This window comes from Azonexus sp. IMCC34842 (genome assembly GCF_050368855.1).
Lineage (GTDB): Bacteria > Pseudomonadota > Gammaproteobacteria > Burkholderiales > Rhodocyclaceae > Azonexus > Azonexus denitrificans_A.
The window spans coordinates 447,658-469,645 of record NZ_CP178449.1; the positions used below are offsets into that span (position 1 = coordinate 447,658).

Genomic DNA, 21,988 nt, shown 5'->3' on the forward strand with positions numbered 1-21,988 from the left:
GGCCAAGGTTTTAGGAGCTGAAAATGGATACCCAAGGGATTGAACAAATGTTGAGCGTGCTGCGGACGACCGCCGCACAGGCCTCCGGCAAGGCTGCGGAAAGCGCGCCAGCGGCTGGTACTGCCGACTTTGCCCAGGTTCTGCAAAGCTCCATTAACAAGGTTAACCAGACCCAGCAACAGGCTGACCAGATGGCGGAAAAACTTGCCGCCGGCGATACCAGTCAGAACTTGCATGAAGTGATGATCGCCTTGCAGACGGCCAGTATTTCTTTCCAGGAAATGGTTCAGGTACGCAACAAACTCGTCACGGCCTATCAGGACGTGATGAACATGCAGGTCTAGTCGGCCAGCCCAGAGTCCTTGGCCTTGCGCTCGCGTTCAATGCGCGCAATGTAGTGTTCGATGAACGCCAGACGAATGCCTGGCAAATTGACAAATTCGCAGCCGATACGCAGATTGTGCTCGCCGTTGCGATCTGACATTTCGACTGTTTTGCGGACACGTAAATTCACCTGAATGACCCCTTCTTCGGGAATTTCCAGGCGGCATTGCTGGAATAGCGCATCGCGACGAAAGTGCTCGGCAAGTGCTGTCGCTCCGACCAGGCAAACGCCTCCGCCGCTGATGTCGGATAGTGTCAGTTCGAAGGTTTTCAAGACTCCATCCGAGCCGTGAGTGGCCAGCTTGCAATGTATCGGGTTGGCCAGGGGCGGTTCGAGGCGGAAAAACTCCCGTCGTTGCAGGCGCAGGATTGCATCGGGAATAGGCGCCGCCAGTACGCTCTGGTCTTGATGCTTGGCTTGCTTTAGCGCGGGTAAGCGTATCTGTATCTTGACGTGATCCAGCTTGGTTACCAGTGTGATTTGCCGGGCGCTTTGGGCGCTGTCGCTACCTTCGTCGTCATTGGCCGGCTCGAGAAAGATATTGCCGGTCGATTCGTCGATCGCCACAATCGACGTCGGGAAAAATTGCTGACCCTCGTTGATGTAGGCCGTGAAGATGCTGTGCCGTTTGGCCAGAAGGTTGAGGTAAAAGAGAACCTCTTGTTTGCTGTCGAGAAGAAACTGGGCAAATACTTCCCGATGGTCGATTTCGAAATCGGGGGTGGCGAGTTCTTCGGAAATTGGCGGCATGCGTGTTCACGTCGACGTGGAGCCGCCAATCTTAAACCATCATTCCTTGCTCGGTGGCTGTTTCAAAATATTGCCATCCGGCGGTGCGTTCAGCGGACTTTCACCATGCTCGATGCGGTACAGCCAGGCGAGTAGCTCGGCAACTGCCATGTAGAGTTCTGCCGGAATATGTTCGTCAATATTGACTTGGGTAAGCAAGGCGACGAGATCGGGTGATTCGTGCACGTAGATGCCATGCTCTTTTGCCCGGGCGATGATCTGCTCGGCAATTAACCCTTTTCCTTTGGCAACCACCCGGGGGGCTGCATCGGTTTGGCTATAGGCGAGAGCGATCGCTTCGCGAGCTTGCTTATTCTGCTTGTTGGCCATGCAGGACGAGTAGTTGCGAAAGATTCAGTCCGGCAGCTTCAAACTGTTGGCGCAATTGTTCGGCGCTGTCGCGCAGTCGCGACTCGCTGGTTTCCGATTCGGTATTCGCCGAAACGCTGATGTTGCCGCCAGGGCGCAAGGCGAGCGTGATATCGATACCGCCCAAGGCCGGTAGTGACAGTTTTAGTCTCGTCTGCCACTGGGTGGTGGCATTGACCTCGCTTGATCTGCCATCTTCAGGGGCTTGAGCAATCTCCCACCACATTTTCTGCCCTGGCCATACCTGGCCCTGCCAAGCAAAGCTTTGCGTCGCCAGGCCGTCGAGTTGCTGCTGTACGAGTGCTCGCAAATCGTTGGGGACCGGACTGGAGGTCTGAATATTCTGATTGGCCAAGGTGGCTTGCTCGGAACGCGGGGCGGCTGACCCTAACTCGGCGCTCAATGGCGCTTTTGCCGCTTCACCAATAATTGCCCCTGGGGCTGCTGCAAGCTGTGGCGTCGAATGTTTGCCTTGCGGCTCCTGGCGCAGGGCATCGGTGGGGAGATCTCCGGAAACCCAGCGTGCCTGGTGGGCTTCATAGAACATCCCGCTTTGCGATAGTGCCTGCTTGAGAACCGGAGCAAGGTCTGCCGCCGTTTTGGGCATGGTTTCGACCAATGCCTGATTGCCATTCAAGGGCGCCGGAGGGGCTCGTTTGCCTTCGCCGTCAAGGCCGTTCAGCAGATTGCCAATCATTTTGCCGGCCGAACTCAGGGAGGTGGTAACCGACTCCAGGGGGTTTCTGGCAACAGCCGCGTCGGAGCGGTTGGCGACAACTGCCAGGGTGACTTTGCCATCGCTTTCCGCCACCTCAAGTTCAAGGCTGTCCCCTGGCTTCGCTGCGAATGGCAGGGCCAGCGTAACGTCGCGTTGCGCCACCGTCGCCCGATAGGTGCCATTCGGCAATACCGCGAGTATTTCGGCAAAGATGCGTTGCCCGGGAACAAGGTCGCTGAGTGCATCGGCAATTCGTTGGGCCGCCGGGACGGGTTGCGTCTGGCCGCCCGTCGCCAAATGCTGATCGGGCAGGATCTGTCGCAGGCTACTGGCGACATCCGGCGGGATCATGATTTAACGGAGGGGAGCTTGGCGCCCGAGAGCGCGTTGATCAACGGGGCAATTTGGTCCATGCGATCTTTGCATAGACTCATCACAACCTTGTGTAGTGTCAGGAGTTCCGTGACTCGATTGCGATAGGCCGCGGTATATCGGAGAGCAGGGGACATTTCTTGAACGGCCTCGGAGGCCCTGCGAAATGCCGCCTCCAGCTCTTCAATCTGCTCCCATTTTCCGTTCTCTGCAGCATCCTGCAAATTTTTCAGTACGCCAGCAAGTTGATCAAGTGCAGAAGTCTTGCTTGCCGAGAGGCTAGAGATTTTGGCCACCCCCATTTTTGATGTTCAGGCCCATTTCGCGCCAGGCGCCACCAATTTCTTCAAGCAGGGCTTGCACTTCATCGACAGCGGGCACATCCATATGCACATTGGCATGAATAAGGCGCTGGATCATGTAGTCGTAAATCGCCTTCAGGTTGATCGCCAGTTCGCCGCCGGCTTCGACGTTCAGACTGGCGGACAATCCATCGGCGATGATGGCGATGGCCTTGACGATGGCGTCCGATTTGCCCGGGTAGTCATTGATCGCCATCTTCGCCTTGGCTTGATCGAGGGCAACATTTGCGCCCTCAAACAAGAGAAGGATCAGTCGATGGGGATCGGAGCCGCGAATGTCTGCTTCGCTGTCCATTTGCTTGTATGACGCGATCGGGTTTGAAAACATGGTTTCGTAGCTTATGAACTGGTTTTGCTCAACTGTTGTGTAAGGTAACTGCTCGTCGTGTTCATTTGGCTCATCAGCTTATCGAGGGCGGTAAACTGAGCGGTATAGCGTTTTTGGACGGCGGCCACCCGTATTTCGAGCGCCGCTATATTGTTCTTGTCGTTTTTCACGGACGAACTCAAACCGTTCATTCGTCCTGCGAGCACGCCTTCCGCATCAAGCAAACCGCTTATCGTCGTCTTCATGGCCGAGCCGTAGGCGGTCAGGGTTTTTTGTACATCGCCGGACGAACTGGAAATCGCGGCTGAGAGCTTTGTCGAATCAACCGATAAGGAACCGTCCTGCTTGAACGATATGCCCAGGGCCGAGAGTGTCTGAAAAGAAGTACCTGCCAACTCGGCGGGGATGGTTGTCCGGCTACTGTGCAGCGCGCTCTGGATGCTTCGTACCGACGACTCGCCGTTCAGTGGCTTGGCTGTCTTCGTGGTCGAATCATAAGTGTTGTTTTGCTTGATGACGGTGTTCAGGGCGTTGTATGCACCAATAAAAGCGCTTACCGCCTCATTTATCGCTGTGGTGTCGCCCTGGATCGAAATGGTTGACGATCCGGTGCTCTGCAGCTTGAGGGTTACCCCGTTGATGGCGTCGGTGATGGTGTTGCTGGCAGATGTCACCGCTACGCCGTCAATGGTCAGGCTCGCATCTTTTGCCGTACTTCTGGCCAAACCGGGAGTGGTCTCGTCGAATCCGGCAAGGCCAGAAAGGCTGGTGGCCGGTGCCGTTGTGCTCCCCGCCGTTACGGCGAGGGAGAAGGCGCCTGCCGCACCGGTTGAGGTTCCGGCAAAAACAAGCCGGTCGCCGCCGCTGCCGGAGATGACAGAGGCCGTGACGCCGATGTTCGCAGCATTGATTTTTGACCGGATATCCTGCAGCGAGTAACTCGCCTGGTCGTTGAGCGCAATTGACTGAGTTGTCCCGTTAATACTGAATTCAAGTGACCCTTGGCCAAACGTCGTGCCGGTAGCGAATGCGCCGGAGAAACTTTTTTGCGCCGCGGCAAGGTCTGTAACGTTGACTGCGTAACTGCCCGCGGATGCACTGACCGAGGTTGAGGCGGTCACTTTCGTGGCGTCGCTTGATGTGGCCGCTAAGGCTGCCAGTTTGCTGGGATTGCTTAGCGTTTCCACGGCCGTTTGTAGTGTCGACAACGCGGATTTAAGTACGCCAAATGTTGTTAACTTGGTCGTGGTGCCGGCGACTTTTGTGTTCAGGGCATCAATCGGCTGTCTTTCGGCAGCCATGAGTTTGGTGAGCATCGAGTTCAAGTCGACGCCAGTGCCAATCCCCAAGCTGGTTGTTGTTGCCATATCGATTACCTCTTAAATCAAAATCAAACTTTGTCGCGAAGAAACAGCCCTTGCAGTTTATCCAACGCTTGGGCAATAGCAATTACTTCCTCGGAAGGAAATTGCCGGATGACGTCATTGGTCGAGCTGTCAATTACCTTGACGACATTGAGTCCAGTCTTCTCGTCAATGCTGAAGCTTATTTCACTTGAAGTCTGGGCAACAAAGTCGGCGATACGGGCTACCGCCTCTTTAACAGTGCTCGCTTCGGGCGAGGCTTGAGAATTTATCCCGACATCAGTATTTTCTGCGACGGAAGCATTCGACTGATTTTCAACTCGTGGCGATGCTCGGACTTGTTTTTGTGCCGCGGTATTCGCAGGAGATACGTCACTGGAAACCAAAGGTTGCACGTTCATTTTTTTGCTCCTATGGACAAAAGGTGCGAAGGCTTATACAAACCTTCGCACCTCATTCAAGCGCGGTGTCCAGTCTGCTTGCTTATCGCAGGAGCGAGAGAACGTTCTGCGGAATCTGATTCGCTTGAGCCACCATTGCGGTACCTGCTTGCTGGAGGATCTGCGAGCGGGCCAGGTTAGCCGTTTCCTGAGCAAAGTCGGCAGCCACGATCCGGGTCTTCGCAGCCATCTGGTTTTCGTAGTTGGCTTCTTGCGATTGAATCTGGAACTGCAGATTGTTCATCACGGCACCGGCAGTGGCTCGCGATGCAGCAACCGAACCGAGTGCGGCGGTAATGTTCGCCGCCGAAGCGCCCACCGTAGTGGAGACCGAAGCTACGCTGGTGATGCCTTGGGCGAAGGACGTTTGACCGTTCAGCGTGGCGGCAGTCTGGATGGTGGCCATCGAGGCCGACAGGGCGGTAAATTCAGAGTTGATGTAACCCTTGTCGGTTGAGGTCAGCGTCGTGCTGCCTGCTTGGGATTCCAGTTCGGACATGCGCAGCAGGATGTCGCCAACCACTTGCAGAGCACCGTCGGCGACTTGCGCCTGGGAAATCAAATCGGAATTGTTGCGGATTTTGGCTGAAATGCCACGTGCTTCAGCATCCATGTTCAGCGAAACGGCAAGACCGGCTGCATCGTCTTTTGCCGAGTTGATTCGCAGGCCAGACGACAAGCGTTCAATGGCCGATGACAAACCCAGGGCATTCTTGTTCAGGTTGCGTTGGGCGTTCAGCGAATACAGGTTGGTGTTAATTTGTTGTGCCATTTTGTTTCTCCTATCCTCTTGAATAAAGGGGCGCTTACTTGCCGTCTCCGGCTTTCCGCTGGCCCATCCACGATGCGATTGGGTCGCCGTCAAGTTATATTACGGCGCGCCGGGAGGAATCTTTAGCAATTATTTTCGCTTGTTGTAATGCGGCTCCTGGATTCGGATTTCGACTCTTTGCTACTTGGTTTTCCTTCTTTTGCCGAGCGTCCGGAAACCGATCATTGGCGGGGCCGGCACTCGAAGTGCTTGCTGGGACCGTTGCTTATCGTGCTCGGTGCAGTATTCTCCGCGTGATCCGGGTTTTGTCGTTCGGCCCGCCTTTGTGGCGGGCTGCCGACAAGCTCTTCACAAATGTCTTTCATTGATTCAGTGAGTCGCGATGTTTTCTTTACTTGAACTTCTGCCCGAGTCCACTCTGTTCAACATCATTGATGTTGGCGCTTCGTTCAATCCCGGTGAGCCAGCCCCCTACCAAGGGTTCGTGGATGCCGGGAAGGCCAGAGTCATCGGCTTCGAGCCCGATCTGGCTGAGTGCGAGCGACTGAATCAGACTTTTGGATCGCCGCATCGCTTCCTGCCGCATTTTGTTGGCGACGGTAGCCCGGCGACCTTTTACGAAACCAACTGGGTACTCACGGGTTCCTTGTTTCCCGCCAACACCGCCTTGCTCGAGAAGTTCCAGAATCTGGCGGAAGTGGTTACGCCGGTGGCCGAGCATCCGGTTGAGACCTCTCGTCTGGATGATCTGGAAGAAATCGCCGATGTCGATTATTTGAAGATCGATGTGCAGGGCGCCGAACTTGCCGTTTTCCGCGGCGCGCCGCGCTTGCTGGCTGAAACACTGGTTATCTGCACGGAAGTCGAGTTTGTCGAGTTGTACAAGGGGCAGCCCTTGTTTGCCGATGTCGACGCATTTCTTCGTCAGTCCGGTTTCCAGTTCCATCGCTTCGACGGATTTGCCTCGCGCGCTTTCAAGCCGCTCGTCTATAACAACGATATCAATGCCGGCGGTGGGCAGATCTTGTGGTCGGATGCCATTTATGTCCGGGACTGGATGCGCCTCGATGAACTGAGCGCCGACAAGCTCCTCAAATATGCCGTTCTGGCGCATGACTTGCTGCATTCCTACGATCTGGCTCATCTGGTGCTGTCGGCGTTCGATCGCAAAGCGGGTTCGGAACTGGCGGATTTATATCTTGGCCGCCTGACCAATCAATGATTGCTGTGCTTTCTTGTCGGTCCAGGTCTTCTTCCGGCCGCGCCGGTGAGCGGGCAACCGGCAACGGCTGAGTGAACGAATGCAACCGACAGCGGATGAATTGGGATGTTTGGCGGGTTTCTATTCGCGCGCCGATTTTATTGGCCTCGAAGCCGAATCCAGGCAGCTGCTGACGCGCTACCCAGACGTCGGCTTCTTGTGGCAGGTGCTGGGCGTTGCGCTCAATGCGCAGAAGAAGGACGGGCTGGCCGCACTGCAAAAGGCCGTAGGCTTGCTGCCGTACGATGCCGAGGCGCACAACAACCTGGGCAATGCGCTGAAGGATGCCGGGCGGCTGGGCGAGGCGGAAGCGAGCTATCGGCAGGCGTTGGTGCTGAAGGCGGGCGATCCGGTGACCCACTACAATTTGGGGGTGGTGTTGCAGGAACAGGGGCGCTGGGCCGAGGCTGAGGCCGCTTACCGGCAGGCCGTGTTGCTGCGGCCTGACTTCGCCCAAGCGCATTACAACCTGGGAACCGTGCTCGAAGACCAGGGCCGGCTTGCTGTTGCCGAGCGATGCTACCGGCAGGCGATCAACCTGGCGCCCGAGATGATCGACGCCCATTACAACCTGGGCACGACGCTGCGCGAAATGGGCAATCTCGACGCTGCAGGAGCGGCATTCCAGCATGTGCTGCAGCAACAGCCCGACTACCTTGATGCACTGGGTAGCCTGCTGTTCATCGAGAACTATCGTCCGGGCTCGGTTGCAACTGGGCAGTGCCAGGATGTGCGCCGCTATGGTGCGCTGGTATCGGCGAGAGCCGCGGGGGGTTACACGGCATGGCAGTGCGCGGCAGCGCCGCAGCGGCTGCGGGTCGGGCTGGTGTCGGGGGATCTGCGCGACCACTCGGTCGGGCATTTCCTCGAAGGCTTCCTGCAGGAAATCGATCCGACCCGGATCGAACTGCTGGCCTATCCGACGCACCGGGAATTCAGCGACCTGAGCGTGCGCATCAAACCCTATTTCGCCGGCTGGTATTCGCTGGTCGGGCTCTCCGACGAAGCCGCCGCCCGGCGCATCCACGCCGACGGCGTGCACGTCCTGGTCGACCTGTCCGGCCACACCGGGCACAACCGGCTGCCGGTCTTCGCCTGGAAACCGGCACCGGTCCAGGCCAGCTGGCTCGGCTACTGCGCCAGCACCGGCGTCGCCGAAATCGACTATTACATCGCCGACGCCGAAACCCTGCCGGTTGCGCAAGAAGCCGCCTTCACCGAACAAATCTGGCGGCTACCGGCCAGCTACCTGTGCTTCTCGCAGCCGGCCGAGCCGGTCGAAGTCAATACCCTGCCGGCGCTGGCCAACGGCCACCTCACCTTCGGCTCGTTCAACAACCTGAGCAAGATGACGAGCGAAGTCGTCGCGCTCTGGGCGCAGCTCCTGCACGCCCTGCCGGACAGCCGGCTGCTGCTCAAAGCCAAGCAACTCGGCGAAGCCTCGACGCGCGACCAAGTGCTCGCCCAGTACGCAGCGCATGGCATCGGCCCCGAACGACTGCTGCTGGAAGGCCCGATTCAAGGGCGTAGCGGGCATCTGGCCGCCTACCAGCAGGTAGACATCGGACTCGACCCCTTCCCGTACAACGGCGTCACGACGACGATGGAAGCGCTGTGGATGGGCGTGCCGGTCCTGACGCTGAGCGGCGAACGCTTTCTCGCCCGGCAGGGCGTCGGCCTCCTGACGCATGCCGGCCTGCCCGAGTGGATTGCCGCCGACGGCGCCGAGCTGGTCGCCAAGGCGCTGGCGCAAAGCCGCAATCTGCCGGCCCTGGCAGCGCTGCGCGCCGGCCTGCGCGAGCGGCTGCTGGCCTCGCCGCTGCTCGACACCCAGGGCTTCGCCCGGGATTTCGAGAACGCCCTGTGGGGCATGTGGCAAAAACGCCAGGATCAAACCCCGGTCGGTCGCCCCGACGCGCTGCCGCTGGCCGACGCATCGCCGCTCTATCCGGCCGAACTCAGTGCCCTGTCCAGCCTGTTCGCTGCCGGCCGCTATCGCCCGCTGGAAAACCGGGCGCGGCTGTTGCTGCGGCAGAACCCGACGGCCGGCCCGGTCTGGAAAGCGCTCGGTCTGGCGCTCGATGCGCAAGGCCAGGACAGCCTGGGCGCGATGCGCCGGGCGGTGGAACTCCTGCCCGATGATGCCGAAGCGCATAACAACCTCGGCCTGGCCCTCAACAAGATCGGTTGCCTTGATCAGGCCGAGAGCATGTATCGAGCGGCCATCGCCATATCTTCCGATTACGCGATGGGCCATCTCAATCTTGGGTCCCTGCTCCGTGGCCGGGGGCACTTTGCCGAGGCGGAAACCTGTTTTCGACAAGCCCTGCAAGCCCGGCCGGATTACGCCGAGGCGCACTATGCCCTTGGCTTGGTACTGCATGAACAAAATCGCCTGGATACAGCTGAAGTCAGCCTGCGCCAGGCGATTCGGCTCGACCCCGGGCATGGCGAAGCCTATAGCTGTCTGGCCGTGATACTTCAGGGAAAAGGCCGCCTCAAAGAGGCGGAAGCGGCTTGCCGGAAGGCGCTGGCCATCAATCCGCGACTGGTCGAAGCGCACAATAATCTGGGCCTTGTCTGCATCGTCAGTGGTCGCGTTGCCGAGGCCGTGGCGGCCTTTCAGCACGCGCTGGAACTTGAGCCGGGATTCTCGGACGCGTTCAGCAATCTGCTGTTTGCCTACAACTACAGTCACCTGTACGGCCCGGAGCGGTGCCTGGCCGAAGCGCAGCGCTACGGCGCGCTGGTTGCCGGCAAGGCCCGGCTGTATGTCGCCTGGTCGTGCCCGGCGACGCCGACCCATTTGCGCGTCGGCCTGGTCTCCGGAGATCTGCGCGACCACCCGGTCGGGCATTTTCTCGAAAGCGTGGTCAAGGCCCTGGATAGCCAGCGTATCGAGTTGATCGCCTACCCGACGCATCACGAAGTCAGCCCGCTGACCCGCCGCATCCAGCCCTGCTTTGCCGCCTGGAAACCGCTGCACGGCCTGAGCGACGAAGCCGCCGCCCGGCTGATCCATGACGACGGACTCCATCTGCTGATCGACCTGGCCGGCCACACGGCGCACAACCGGCTGCCGGTCTTCGCCTGGAAGCCGGCACCGGTCCAGGCCAGTTGGCTCGGCTACTTCGCCACGACCGGCGTTGCCGCCATCGACTATCTGCTGGCCGACGCGGTCGGGGTGCCGGCCGACCAACGTGGCCAATTCACCGAAGAAATCGTCTATCTGCCCGACACCCGGCTGTGCTTCACGCCGCCCGACCAGGCCCCGGCCGTCGCCCCGTCGCCCGGTCTGGCCAACGGCTACGTCACCTTCGGCTGTTTCCAGAACCTGACCAAGATCACCGATCCGGTACTCGCCGTCTGGAGCCGCATCCTGTCGGCCCTGCCGACGGCACGGCTGCGCCTGCAGAACCGGCAACTCGGCGATGCCGCGGTACGCGAGCAACTGCAGCAACGGCTGCGCCAGCAAGGCATCGAGTCAAGCCGGGTGGCGCTGCTCGCGCCGGTATCGCGGGCCGAATACCTGGCGGCGCACGGCGACGTCGATTGCCTGCTCGACACCTTCCCCTACCCGGGCGGGACGACCACCTGCGAGGCCTTGTGGATGGGGGTGCCGACGCTGACGCTGGCCGGTGACGGGCTATTGGCCCGGCAAGGGGCCAGTCTGCTGACGGCCGCCGGGTTGCCGGACTGGGTGGCGGCCACGACCGACGCGTATGTCGCCAAGGCTATCGCCCAGGCCGACGATCTGGCCGGCCTGGCGGCTTTGCGGGCCGAACTGCGGGGGCGGGTCGGCGGCTCGCCGCTGATCGATGCCCCCCGCTTCGCCCGGAATCTCGAGGCCGCTTGGTGGGCTATGTGGCAGAAATACAAGAATACAGAGAGGAACGGCCGGTGAAGATGACGCAACCGACAGCGGAAGAATTGGGATGTTTGGCGGGTTTGTACTCGAGCGGGGATTTTGTCGGTCTTGAGGCCGAGTCGAGAGGGTTGCTGGCGCGCTACCCGGAGGTCGGTTTCCTGTGGCAGGTGCTCGGCGTCGCGCTCAATGCGCAGAAAAAGGACGGGCTGGAAGCGTTGCAGAAAGCCGTGGCCTTGCTGCCGTATGACGCCGAAGCGCGTAACAACCTGGGCAATGCGTTGAAGGATGCCGGGCGGCTGGACGAAGCCGAAACGAGTTACCGGCAGGCGCTGGCGCTGAAGGCTGGCGATCCGGTGACGCACTACAACCTGGGCGCCGTGTTGCAGGCTCTGGCGCGCTGGGCTGAGTCGGCGGCGGCTTACCGGCAGGCGGTGTTGCTCCACGCGGATTTCGCGCCGGCGCATTACAACCTGGGTACCGTGCTCGAAGAACTCGGCGACGCCGCTGGCGCCGAAGCCTGTTATCGGCGCGTCCTGCAATGTCAGCCGGACGATGTGCTGGCCAGCTACAACCTCGGGCGGCTGTTGCAGCACGGGAATCGACCGAAGGATGCGGAAGCGTGCTACCGGCGGGTGCTCGCGTTGCAGCCGGACTTCGTCGATGCGCATCACAATCTGGCGCTGGTGCTCAAGGAGCTGGGCGCATTGGCCGAGGCCGAGGCGCATTGCCGGGGCGCTCTGGAACTCGAGCCGGGGAGCGCGGCGGTCCTGAACAGCCTGGGGCTGGTGTTGCATGCCGAGGATCGGCTGGCCGAGGCCGAGCAAGCATTGCGCACTGCGGTCGCGCTGGATCCCGGTTTTGCCGATGCTTACGGCAATCTCGGCAAAGTCCTGCACGACCAGGAGCGCTTCGCCGAGGCGGAAAACTGTCTGCGGCAGGCGCTCGAACTCAAGCCCGATTCAGCCGAGATGCATACCAATCTTGGAGCGACGCTGGTCGCCCTGAGTCGGCCCGAGGCGGCCGAGAAAAGCTACCGGATCGCCTTGCAACTGCAGCCCGGCAATGCGGACTATCTCTACAACCTCGGCTATGCCTTGCAGGAACAGTCACGCTACGGCGAGGCGGAGGCGATTTACCGGCAAGCGCTGACGATCAAGCCGGACTTTCCCGTTGCCCTCAACAATCTCGGCTTGGTTCTCGGCTTGCTCGGGTTTTCCGCCGAAGCCGAGGCCAACTGCCTGCAGGCGCTCGAACAGGATCCAGACAGCGCCAAGTTTTATGCCAATCTGGGCGGCATCCGAACCGGACAAGGGCGCCACGCCGAGTCGGAAGCCGCTTTCCGCCGGGCGCTTGAACTCGATCCGGAGTTCCACTATGCCCTGAGCAATATTCTCTATTCGCATACCTTTGACGGGCGGCGCAGCGCCGCGGAGCGTCTGGAGGACGTCCGCAGTTACGGTCGGCTGGTATCGGCGAGAGCCGCGGGGGGTTACACGGCATGGCAGTGCGCGGCAGCGCCGCAGCGGCTGCGGGTCGGGCTGGTGTCGGGGGATCTGCGCGACCACTCGGTCGGGCATTTCCTCGAAGGCTTCCTGCAGGAAATCGATCCGACCCGGATCGAACTGCTGGCCTATCCGACGCACCGGGAATTCAGCGACCTGAGCGTGCGCATCAAACCCTATTTCGCCGGCTGGTATTCGCTGGTCGGGCTCTCCGACGAAGCCGCCGCCCGGCGCATCCACGCCGACGGCGTGCACGTCCTGGTCGACCTGTCCGGCCACACCGGGCACAACCGGCTGCCGGTCTTCGCCTGGAAACCGGCACCGGTCCAGGCCAGCTGGCTCGGCTACTGCGCCAGCACCGGCGTCGCCGAAATCGACTATTACATCGCCGACGCCGAAACCCTGCCGGTTGCGCAAGAAGCCGCCTTCACCGAACAAATCTGGCGGCTACCGGCCAGCTACCTGTGCTTCTCGCAGCCGGCCGAGCCGGTCGAAGTCAATACCCTGCCGGCGCTGGCCAACGGCCACCTCACCTTCGGCTCGTTCAACAACCTGAGCAAGATGACGAGCGAAGTCGTCGCGCTCTGGGCGCAGCTCCTGCACGCCCTGCCGGACAGCCGGCTGCTGCTCAAAGCCAAGCAACTCGGCGAAGCCTCGACGCGCGACCAAGTGCTCGCCCAGTACGCAGCGCATGGCATCGGCCCCGAACGACTGCTGCTGGAAGGCCCGATTCAAGGGCGTAGCGGGCATCTGGCCGCCTACCAGCAGGTAGACATCGGACTCGACCCCTTCCCGTACAACGGCGTCACGACGACGATGGAAGCGCTGTGGATGGGCGTGCCGGTCCTGACGCTGAGCGGCGAACGCTTTCTCGCCCGGCAGGGCGTCGGCCTCCTGACGCATGCCGGCCTGCCCGAGTGGATTGCCGCCGACGGCGCCGAGCTGGTCGCCAAGGCGCTGGCGCAAAGCCGCAATCTGCCGGCCCTGGCAGCGCTGCGCGCCGGCCTGCGCGAGCGGCTGCTGGCCTCGCCGCTGCTCGACACCCAGGGCTTCGCCCGGGATTTCGAGAACGCCCTGTGGGGCATGTGGCAAAAACGCCAGGATCAAACCCCGGTCGGTCGCCCCGACGCGCTGCCGCTGGCCGACGCATCGCCGCTCTATCCGGCCGAACTCAGTGCCCTGTCCAGCCTGTTCGCTGCCGGCCGCTATCGCCCGCTGGAAAACCGGGCGCGGCTGTTGCTGCGGCAGAACCCGACGGCCGGCCCGGTCTGGAAAGCGCTCGGTCTGGCGCTCGATGCGCAAGGCCAGGACAGCCTGGGCGCGATGCGCCGGGCGGTGGAACTCCTGCCCGATGATGCCGAAGCGCATAACAACCTCGGCCTGGCCCTCAACAAACTCGGCTGTCTTGATCAGGCCGAGAGCGCCTTTCGCCAGGCCATCGCGCTGCAGCCGGCCTTCGCCTTTGCCTGCAACAATTTGGCGATGTGCTTGTCGGCGCAGGGGCGACTCGACGAGGCCGAGCGGGCCTCTTTCCGTGCCATTGAACTGATGCCGGATTACGCGGAAGGACTCTGCAATCGCGGGGTCATCCTCAAGTCGCTGGGGCGGTTAGGCGAGGCCGAGAGCAGCTATCGCCTGGCCCTGCAACTACGCCCGGACTATCCCGAAGCGCACTACAACCTGGCGGTCGCCCGGCAAGAGCAGGGGCGCTTGAGCGAAGCGGAAGCCGGTTATCACAAGGCACTGGGGTGCCGGCCGCAGTATGCCGAGGCGCTGTGCAATCTCGGTGCGCTTTACCGGGAGGAAGGGCGGCTGGTGGAAGCCGAGGACAAGCTGCGGCAATCATTGGCGATCAATCCGAACTATGCCGGCGCCTACTGCAACCTGGGTGTCGTCGAAAAGGATTTCGGGCGGCTGGAGCAGGCCGAGGTCAGTTACCTGCGTGCCCTGGAACTTGATCCGGGATTCTCGGACGCGTTCAGCAATCTGCTGTTTGCCTACAACTACAGCCACCTGTACGGCCCGGAGCGGTGCCTGGCAGAAGCGCAGCGCTACGGCGCGCTGGTCGCCGGCAAGGCCCGGCCGTATGCCACCTGGTCGTGCCCGTCGACGCCGACCCGTTTGCGCGTCGGCCTGGTCTCCGGGGACCTGCGCGACCACCCGGTCGGGCATTTTCTCGAAAGCGTGGTCAAGGCCCTGGATAGCCAGCGTATCGAGTTGATCGCCTACCCGACGCATCACGAAGTCAGCCCGCTGACCCGCCGCATCCAGCCCTGCTTTGCCGCCTGGAAACCGCTGCACGGCCTGAGCGACGAAGCCGCCGCCCGGCTGATCCATGACGACGGACTCCATCTGCTGATCGACCTGGCCGGCCACACGGCACACAACCGGCTGCCGGTCTTCGCCTGGAAGCCGGCGCCGGTCCAGGCCAGTTGGCTCGGCTACTTCGCCACGACCGGCGTCGCCGCCATCGACTATCTGCTGGCCGATGCGGTCGGGGTGCCGGCCGACCAACGTGGCCAATTCACCGAAGAAATCGTCTATCTGCCCGACACCCGGCTGTGCTTCACGCCGCCCGACCGGGCTCCGGCCGTCGCCCCGGCGCCCGGTCTGGCCAACGGCTACGTCACCTTCGGCTGTTTCCAGAACCTGACCAAGATCACCGATCCGGTACTCGCCGTCTGGAGCCGCATCCTGTCGGCCCTGCCGACGGCGCGACTGCGCCTGCAGAACCGGCAACTCGGCGATGCCGTGGTACGCGAGCAACTGCAGCAACGGCTGCGCCAGCAAGGCATCGAGTCAAGCCGGGTGGCGCTGCTCGAGCCGGTATCGCGGGCCGAATACCTGGCGGCGCACGGCGACGTCGATTGCCTGCTCGACACCTTCCCCTACCCGGGCGGGACGACGACCTGCGAAGCCTTGTGGATGGGGGTGCCGACGCTGACGCTGGCCGGTGACGGGCTATTGGCCCGGCAAGGGGCCAGTCTGCTGACGGCCGCCGGGTTGCCGGACTGGGTGGCGGCCTCGGCCGACGCGTATGTCGCCAAGGCTATCGCCCAGGCCGACGATCTGGCCGGCCTGGCGGCTTTGCGGGCCGAACTGCGGGGGCGGGTCGGCGGCTCGCCGTTGATCGATGCGCCCCGCTTCGCCCGGAATCTCGAGGCCGCCTGCTGGGCTATGTGGTCGAGGTACCAGTCGAAAGCGGATTAAGTCTATTTTTGTTCGGCGGTGTGGAAACGGCGTTGCGTCAGGCTCTGCCGGCGCTCCATTTCCTCACTGCCGAAGCCGAGCGTCATGATCAGCGTCAGTCGTTCGGTGACCGGATCGTTTTTGTAAAACGACGAATAGAACTCAAGCCGTTCAAGTTCCTCCAGAGCCCCGCCAACCAGCCAGTTTCCGTAGTGTTCGCCCGGGGGCAAGGTGTCGAAATCCTTCCCCGGGGCGAGAAACGGCTCCGAGATGTCTACGTCGAGTTCCTTGAAAATAACCTTCAGTTGCTGCCCCAGCGCCTCCACCGCAAGTTGGCGTGCGCCGAACTCCTGGGCAACCCGGGCAAAACTGATCCGCCTCAGGTGCAGCGGGTGCCGGATGCACAGATCGAGGAGTTTGTTGAAACAGGTCTGTAGCGCCGCGAAACGCTCTGCTGCCGGCAGGCGTGCGTCGTGACTGCGGGCATGCAGCGCGAGTGCTTCGGCCAGATCGTCGCTGGCATCGGCCGCCCCCATCGTAGCCTCCCAGCGCTCGGCGAGATGCTGGCCATAAGGCAGGGTGGCCAGGCTCTGGCGCCAGTCGTATTCTTCCGAAGCAGGGCTTGTCGGCAGCGCGACATCGTTCGCCGGGGTTGCCGGGAGCGAAAGAACCAGCCAGCCATCGGCGGCCAGGCGGGCGGCCCGGTCCGGTTTGCAACAGAAAAGGTTGAGCAGGTAAGGGTCCGGCGATTGCGGGTCGAAGGGGACCAGCAGATCGAGGCCGGGCACCAGGCGGTATGAGTCGTAGCCGCGGGCGGCAAATGCATTGACCAGATCAAGGTGGATTTCGGTGCCGGCCTTTATCTCGTACTGAATCAGCGGCGAGAGTTCGGCAAAGAAGCGCGGGCCGCCCTTGATGATGTTTTCCTCTTCGCCCTCGGCATCAATCTTGACGAAGGCGATATCCGACCAGCCGTAGCTTGCCATGCACTGGTCAAGAGTCTTCAGCGGCACCGTTTCCGACAGGGTATCCGGGTTGGCGCCATGGACTACGGCATTGAGTTCCGAATGCTCATTGATCGAGAACTGGGCGAGGCCGCTCACGTTCGACAGGGCGCTTTTCTCCAGCGTGATGTTGCTGAAAGCATTGGCCGAGATCGACTGCTCGAGGAAAGCGGCGGTACTCGAGGCCGGCTCGAATGCCCAGATGCGCCCGGTTGCCTCGACGGTGTGTGCCATCGACAGCGTGTATACGCCGTAGTTGGCACCGATATCAATGATCTTCTCGCCAGGCTTCAGCAAACGGCGAAGAAATTTGATCTCATCCTCAAACCAATCGAGCTGTTCTTGCAGGACATAGGGGGTAATCAGGTCTAGCGAGTCCGGAACAACGACGTTTACGCCATCGGTCATCGGCAAAGTGATGGTTGGGATCATTATTCTTCGGCCCTTTTGTTTGGTGAGGAAGATGGAAATGTGGCAAATCTGATATTCCGGAGTATCTCAGAATCCGGTCATCATGCTTTCGTCCATGTGCGCAGCCAGCCATCAAGATGTTGTTCGAACATCCAGTGGCTGTGGACGTGTTGTTTCAAGACTTCACCCTGCTGCTTGCTTGCTTCGCGGTCGGACAAGTGATTTCTGATCGCGGCGCACCAGTTCCGATCGGTGTTTTCCACCAGAGCGATCGGCAGCCCGGTCTGGTGGCCGGCAGTATCGCTGGCAATAACCGGGATGCCGAGGTGGCCATATTCAAGAATGGCCAGATGGCTGCGACATTGGTTTTTGGCCGTTACGGCGAGTGGTAGTACCGCCAGGTCGAGATCGAGCCCGGCGAGCTTGGCCGGGAAGTCGTCGTAGGCGACCGCCTGATGCCGCTCCGTTGCGTAGGGAATCAGCTCGGCGGGGACTTCGCCAAGAAGGATCCAGTCGACCTCATCGGCCAGCTCGATGATCGTGGGGGCAATGACTTGTCGATCGGCTGGCGTGACATGCCAGCCGATGCGCATTTTTTCGCTGCGCCGGATCGGCTTCCCGGACAAGGAACTCCACCGTCTTCCGTCAAGCGTCTCGGGGACTAGCTGTATCCGTTCGCGCCATTTGGGTAGCTGATTGACGAGCCAGGCGCTTGAGCAAGTGAATTGATCGACATCGCGGTCGAAATGGTGGAGGCAGGTGCGAATATGGCGCAACGGATCGGCTGGCTCGAATTCGAGCAAGAACAATTGATCGATATCCATCACGATGCGGCAGCCGAGCAGTTGCCGATACCGCGCTACCTCGCGCAGCTGCCGTGGTGTCAGTGGCGCGGCGCAAAGGACGGTATCAATGGCCAAGCGTTTGATTTGCACCGGCGCCGGAAAGGACTTTGCCACCCGCCCGCGGATGTGCCCAAGCTCCGTGGCGCTTTCGATTGTTTGTTCGAGGCGCCCCTTTGCCGTCCAGTTGCCGTCGGTCAAGACTGCGAAAATATTCGGCAGCGGGTGCCAGGTCACCGGGTCGGGTAGGAAGGTCGGATCGGTTTCCGGTTCGAACTGGTTGCTGTTGATCGTCAGGTGCGGGTTGAAGCATGGATCGTCGGTCAATCGCGATCCCCATTTGGCCAGCAGCGCATCGTTGTCGTGCCGGTTCCCTTGTGTCGTGCCATCGCTGTCATGTTGCAGCGTCGCGTAGGGGGTCCACATGATCTGGTACCCCGCCGCTCTGACTTTCAGGCAGAAATCGATATCGGCCACCCGGCTGGGGAAATTCGCCGCATCCATCCCGCCGAGCGCCTCGAAGATGTCGCGGCGGACCAGCATGCACGCCGCGCTGATGGCTGCAACCGGGTGGGCGGTGTGCAGTAGTCCGAGCGGGTCTTGGCTGCTTTGTGCCAGTCCGGCGAACGAATTGCCAACGATACCGACCTGTAGCGGAACGATTCCGGCCTCCTGTATTTTCCCGTCGGCCGTCAGCAGGCACCCGCCGGCCATTGCCACGCCCGGGCGGCGACACTGGGCGGCAAGAGTCTTCAGCCAGTCAGGGTGCAGGGCTTCGACGTCGTCGTGCAGGAAGAGCAGTAATTCGCCCGTCGCAACCTGGGCCGCGGCATTGCACATGGTGGCGAGGTTGAAGGGTTGGTTGAACGAGGCGACCTGAATCGAGGCTGGTGCCGACGCGATGAGATTGTCGATAACGGCGCGCGCACTTTTCTCGGTCGTGCCGTTGTCGATGACCAGAATCGCCAGATTGGGGTAGTCCGTCTTGTCGTGCAGCGAGCGAAGACAGGCCGACAGTCCGGCCCCATTGTCTTTGGTGAGAATGATCGCGGTGATTTTGGGCGGGTTGGGCAGTGCGTGACGGATGTTGCACAGATGCGGCATCTGCCCCGGTTCAATCTCCGCCGCAATGTTGGAACGAAGCAGGTGGCCCTTGACGATCAGTTTGTGGGTCTCTGTGACGTGATGAGGATCCCGGTCGAGCGGTGGGCAATTGTTCTGGTGACGATGGAGCAGTATTCCCGGCACATGTCCGAAGGCATTTTCTCCGGCTGTTTCATGGAGGCGCAGGCGTGCATCCAACTCCTCCAACTGGTAGCCGGTTCGCCGCCAGCCGCCGGCCGCCATCCACACCGTTTGCCTGGCCAGCAAGAGGCCGCGGGTTTTTCCGGTTGCCAGGGCAATGTCGAGATCGTCGGTCGGTGCGTACTGCGGGCCGGTCAATGTCCCGCGCTTGGTGATCAGGTCTTCGTCGGTGCACAGCGCCGAGATGGTCTGGTGGGTATGCAGATATTCGCAAACGGCAAGCAAGGCGTGCGGCACGATTTCGTTGCCACTCTGGATCACGCCGCACCAGTCGGCCGGTGATTCCCCGATTACCCCGTTGATGGCCAGCGCCGGATGCTGGACCGACTGGAGCCATTGGGTTGCGCGGCTGACCGGGCAAGCAATTTCCGATTGGCCAAGGGGCGAGACAACGGTAATCAGCAACTTCTCGTAAACAAGACTGCCGAGTGCGCGCAGCGTGCTGGCGATCAGGGCGGGAGTTCCCGAGACGTCAAGGACAATCAGATGAAAGGCCGGGTTGTCATTTCTCTCGAGTGAGCGACGGTTCAAAATCTGCAGCTCGGCCGCGCTCAAGGCAAAATCATCGGGATCCCGGGCTGTTTCCCGCTCTGCCATTCCCTTCCTGGCCAGCGAATATCCCGGAGCATTGGCCAGTTCGCGCATCAGATGGTTGATGTGCAGTGGCCGCTGTTCCTTGGCGATCTGCCACAGCGATTCGTGGTTTTTGTGTAGCAGTTCCGGCGCGCGAGATTGTGTCTGCCTGACGAAATTGCGTATTTCGTCCCAGGCCATTTGTTGGCGGTGTACCAGGCGCGCCGGCTGATCGCCAATCTCGGTTTTTACTCGCGCCAGCGACTCCGGGCCACTATCGACCGTCACTCCCGGTTCGGTGACCTCGATCGGCAAGACGCGCCAATAGTCGGAGTCGATCAGCAGTACCGGGCAGCCGCAGGCCATCGCCTCTTCGATAATTGCCGAGCGCTCGTAGCAGTAGAGCGCTTCCGATTGGCGAAAAATGGCGGCGATCTCTTCCGGCGTTAGCGAGACTTCATGACCAAGGCTTTTGTACGCCAGATGTTCCGGCCGGATTTTCCTGCCCGAGGCGAGGTATTTGTTGGCATATCGGCAGAAACCGGAACGCTTGGCGTCGTCGGGGTTGTCATTGTTGTGAAAGATCCGGGTATCGGTACTCGGAATGTAGAGCTGATGGCCGACCACGCCGGCGGGCAGGCACCAGGGCAGATGGTAGAAGATCGGGTTGTCTGCGTTCAGGGTGTTTTCATTCCCCAGGTTGCCCGGCACATTGAGCAACCACCGCGCGACCACCGGCGCATTCAGCGGGTTGCCGGCAACGACTTCGGGGTACAGGGCGATTGGCGTTCGGCCGGCCAGAAAATGGCGTCGGACGATTGATTCGTCGAGCAGGGGGGTTCTCAGATACTCCGAGGTGACCGTCGCGTTGGCGATGTAGGCTTCGTAGCCAAGTTCGTTGAGCGCATGACAGAGATAATGCAGGTTCCGGATGCCGGCCGAAGAATGTCGATAATCGTAGGCGTAAATGTAATAGGGCGCCCGTTCCGAGTCGAAAAGACTTAAATCCCTGTTTTCTGGCTGGCTGGTCAATTTCGATAAACCGATTTGTAGAAGGCAATTGATCGGTCGATCGCTGTATCCAGATCGACCTCGACGGTGAGGCCTAGTTCTCGCTTGATCCGGGATATCGACGGAACGTAGATATTCGGGCTGGAGGTTTCCAGTGGCCGATTCTGGTTTTCGATGATAACGCTCGTCCCGGTTCGGGCGGCTATTTTTCGGGCCAGCTCGCCGATCGATATCATCTCGTCCGAGCCGACGTTATATAAACGTCCGGAAGGGGCTCGGGCCAGCAGGTTTAGCAACCAGACCATCAAATCGCTGGGGTAAAGAAAGGAGCGGAGCGGTGTCCCATCTCCGCGGACACGTATTGGTCTTCCGGCGACGGCATCCCTGATGAAATTGCCCGCCGCATAATGAAGGTCGGTCTGCAAATACGGGCCAATAAAGCTGAAGCAACGACAAATCTTCGCTTCGAAGCCATAGTCGTTGGCGTAGATGCGCGTCAGCAACTCGGCAGCTCTTTTCCCCTCACCGAGGGCTGAGGACACCGGGTTGTCGAGATCGGGGGCGCCCGGATTGTCTTCGGTTATTGCCGTGGTTTCACCGGTCGTCGGTCCGTAGGCATTGCCTGAACTGGTCAGCAGGAATTTCTGTGCGCCGCACCGGGCGGCGAATTCGAGAACGCGCTGGGTACCCAAACAGGATGTCGTGAATTTCTCGAGGGGCTTTTCGCCGCTGAACGTCGCTTCCGCCGAAGTCGTTGCCATGTGGATGACATGCGAAAATTTTTCCTCGGGGAAGGGGAACGTACGAATATCTCCTTGCAGGAAACGGACGGCTTCTGTTTCGGCGAGGTGCGGAAGGTACTTCAGGAGATGGGACTTGTCGCGCGTCAGCACCACGACCCGCACGCCAAGGGCCAGACGATGGTTGGCCCAGAGCACACTTTCAAGCAGCCACTTGCCGAAGAAGCCGGTGCCGCCGGTAACGAAGATGCTTTGTCCGCGCAACTCCTCCCACTGGTCGGCGGCCCGCCGGAGTATCTCGTCAAGGTCGTCGGCAAGGGGATGAGCCATGCTTGGCGGTGGTCTTTCAGGTAACAAGGAACGCGATTTCCAAGGTTAATGCG

The 21,988-nt window shown here is 60.9% G+C and carries 15 protein-coding genes; 4 read left to right on the forward strand and 11 right to left on the reverse strand.

The window, feature by feature from the left end; genetic code table 11:
• The first annotated feature begins 23 nt into the window (after nucleotides 1-23).
• On the forward strand, nucleotides 24-344 hold the full coding sequence (gene fliE / locus ACLIKD_RS02165; protein WP_428826977.1) for a flagellar hook-basal body complex protein FliE: 321 nt from the start codon (nucleotides 24-26) through the stop codon (nucleotides 342-344).
• Here fliE and ACLIKD_RS02170 read toward each other — a convergent pair.
• The 8 genes from ACLIKD_RS02170 to ACLIKD_RS02205 all read right to left on the reverse strand — a co-directional run bounded on the left by ACLIKD_RS02170 (nucleotide 341) and on the right by ACLIKD_RS02205 (nucleotide 5,899).
• A complete protein-coding gene (locus ACLIKD_RS02170) occupies nucleotides 341-1,135 on the reverse strand; it encodes a flagellar brake protein (RefSeq protein ID WP_428826978.1) in 795 nt (264 codons plus the stop codon). The two genes, fliE and ACLIKD_RS02170, sit on opposite strands and share 4 nt — an antisense overlap.
• A gap of 39 nt (nucleotides 1,136-1,174) precedes the next feature.
• Nucleotides 1,175-1,504: an EscU/YscU/HrcU family type III secretion system export apparatus switch protein gene (locus ACLIKD_RS02175; RefSeq protein ID WP_428826979.1), complete on the reverse strand. Its 330-nt coding sequence runs from the start codon at nucleotides 1,502-1,504 to the stop codon at nucleotides 1,175-1,177.
• Nucleotides 1,485-2,612: a flagellar hook-length control protein FliK gene (locus tag ACLIKD_RS02180; protein WP_428826980.1), complete on the reverse strand. Its 1,128-nt coding sequence runs from the start codon at nucleotides 2,610-2,612 to the stop codon at nucleotides 1,485-1,487. Before ACLIKD_RS02180 ends, ACLIKD_RS02175 begins: the two co-directional genes overlap by 20 nt.
• A complete protein-coding gene (locus ACLIKD_RS02185) occupies nucleotides 2,609-2,935 on the reverse strand; it encodes a flagellar protein FliT (protein WP_428826981.1) in 327 nt (108 codons plus the stop codon). Before ACLIKD_RS02185 ends, ACLIKD_RS02180 begins: the two co-directional genes overlap by 4 nt.
• Nucleotides 2,913-3,323 carry a flagellar export chaperone FliS gene (fliS, locus tag ACLIKD_RS02190; RefSeq protein ID WP_428826982.1) on the reverse strand — a complete coding sequence of 137 codons (411 nt, stop codon included), beginning with the start codon at nucleotides 3,321-3,323 and terminating at the stop codon, nucleotides 2,913-2,915. Before fliS ends, ACLIKD_RS02185 begins: the two co-directional genes overlap by 23 nt.
• An 11-nt stretch (nucleotides 3,324-3,334) precedes the next feature.
• Entirely contained in the window at nucleotides 3,335-4,690 is a 1,356-nt protein-coding gene (gene fliD / locus ACLIKD_RS02195) for a flagellar filament capping protein FliD (RefSeq protein ID WP_428826983.1), read from the reverse strand.
• Between the two features lie 23 nt (nucleotides 4,691-4,713).
• The gene (locus ACLIKD_RS02200; protein WP_428826984.1) at nucleotides 4,714-5,088 is read right to left on the reverse strand and encodes a flagellar protein FlaG; all 375 of its coding nucleotides are present in this window, start codon (nucleotides 5,086-5,088) and stop codon (nucleotides 4,714-4,716) included.
• Between the two features lie 82 nt (nucleotides 5,089-5,170).
• Complete coding sequence (locus ACLIKD_RS02205; RefSeq protein WP_226418682.1) at nucleotides 5,171-5,899, reverse strand: flagellin; 729 nt, start codon at nucleotides 5,897-5,899, stop codon at nucleotides 5,171-5,173.
• Between the two features lie 382 nt (nucleotides 5,900-6,281).
• Between ACLIKD_RS02205 and ACLIKD_RS02210 the strand changes: the two genes are divergently transcribed.
• The 3 genes from ACLIKD_RS02210 to ACLIKD_RS02220 all read left to right on the forward strand — a co-directional run bounded on the left by ACLIKD_RS02210 (nucleotide 6,282) and on the right by ACLIKD_RS02220 (nucleotide 15,740).
• Nucleotides 6,282-7,121 carry an FkbM family methyltransferase gene (locus tag ACLIKD_RS02210; protein WP_428826985.1) on the forward strand — a complete coding sequence of 280 codons (840 nt, stop codon included), beginning with the start codon at nucleotides 6,282-6,284 and terminating at the stop codon, nucleotides 7,119-7,121.
• 79 nt (nucleotides 7,122-7,200) lie between these two features.
• On the forward strand, nucleotides 7,201-11,064 hold the full coding sequence (locus ACLIKD_RS02215) for a tetratricopeptide repeat protein (RefSeq protein ID WP_428826986.1): 3,864 nt from the start codon (nucleotides 7,201-7,203) through the stop codon (nucleotides 11,062-11,064).
• Nucleotides 11,065-11,066: 2 nt separating this feature from the next.
• Nucleotides 11,067-15,740 (forward strand): tetratricopeptide repeat protein, encoded by a 4,674-nt coding sequence (locus ACLIKD_RS02220; RefSeq protein ID WP_428828372.1) that lies wholly within the window; start codon nucleotides 11,067-11,069, stop codon nucleotides 15,738-15,740.
• Nucleotides 15,741-15,742: 2 nt separating this feature from the next.
• Here ACLIKD_RS02220 and ACLIKD_RS02225 read toward each other — a convergent pair whose 3' ends face one another.
• From ACLIKD_RS02225 to ACLIKD_RS02235, 3 genes are all read right to left on the reverse strand, one after another.
• Nucleotides 15,743-17,155: an FkbM family methyltransferase gene (locus ACLIKD_RS02225; RefSeq protein WP_428826987.1), complete on the reverse strand. Its 1,413-nt coding sequence runs from the start codon at nucleotides 17,153-17,155 to the stop codon at nucleotides 15,743-15,745.
• Between the two features lie 80 nt (nucleotides 17,156-17,235).
• Nucleotides 17,236-20,886, reverse strand: a complete 3,651-nt coding sequence (locus ACLIKD_RS02230; RefSeq protein WP_428826988.1) for a glycosyltransferase — start codon at nucleotides 20,884-20,886, stop codon at nucleotides 17,236-17,238.
• Entirely contained in the window at nucleotides 20,883-21,935 is a 1,053-nt protein-coding gene (locus tag ACLIKD_RS02235) for an NAD-dependent epimerase/dehydratase family protein (protein WP_428826989.1), read from the reverse strand. Before ACLIKD_RS02235 ends, ACLIKD_RS02230 begins: the two co-directional genes overlap by 4 nt.
• Nucleotides 21,936-21,988: the final 53 nt, after the last annotated feature.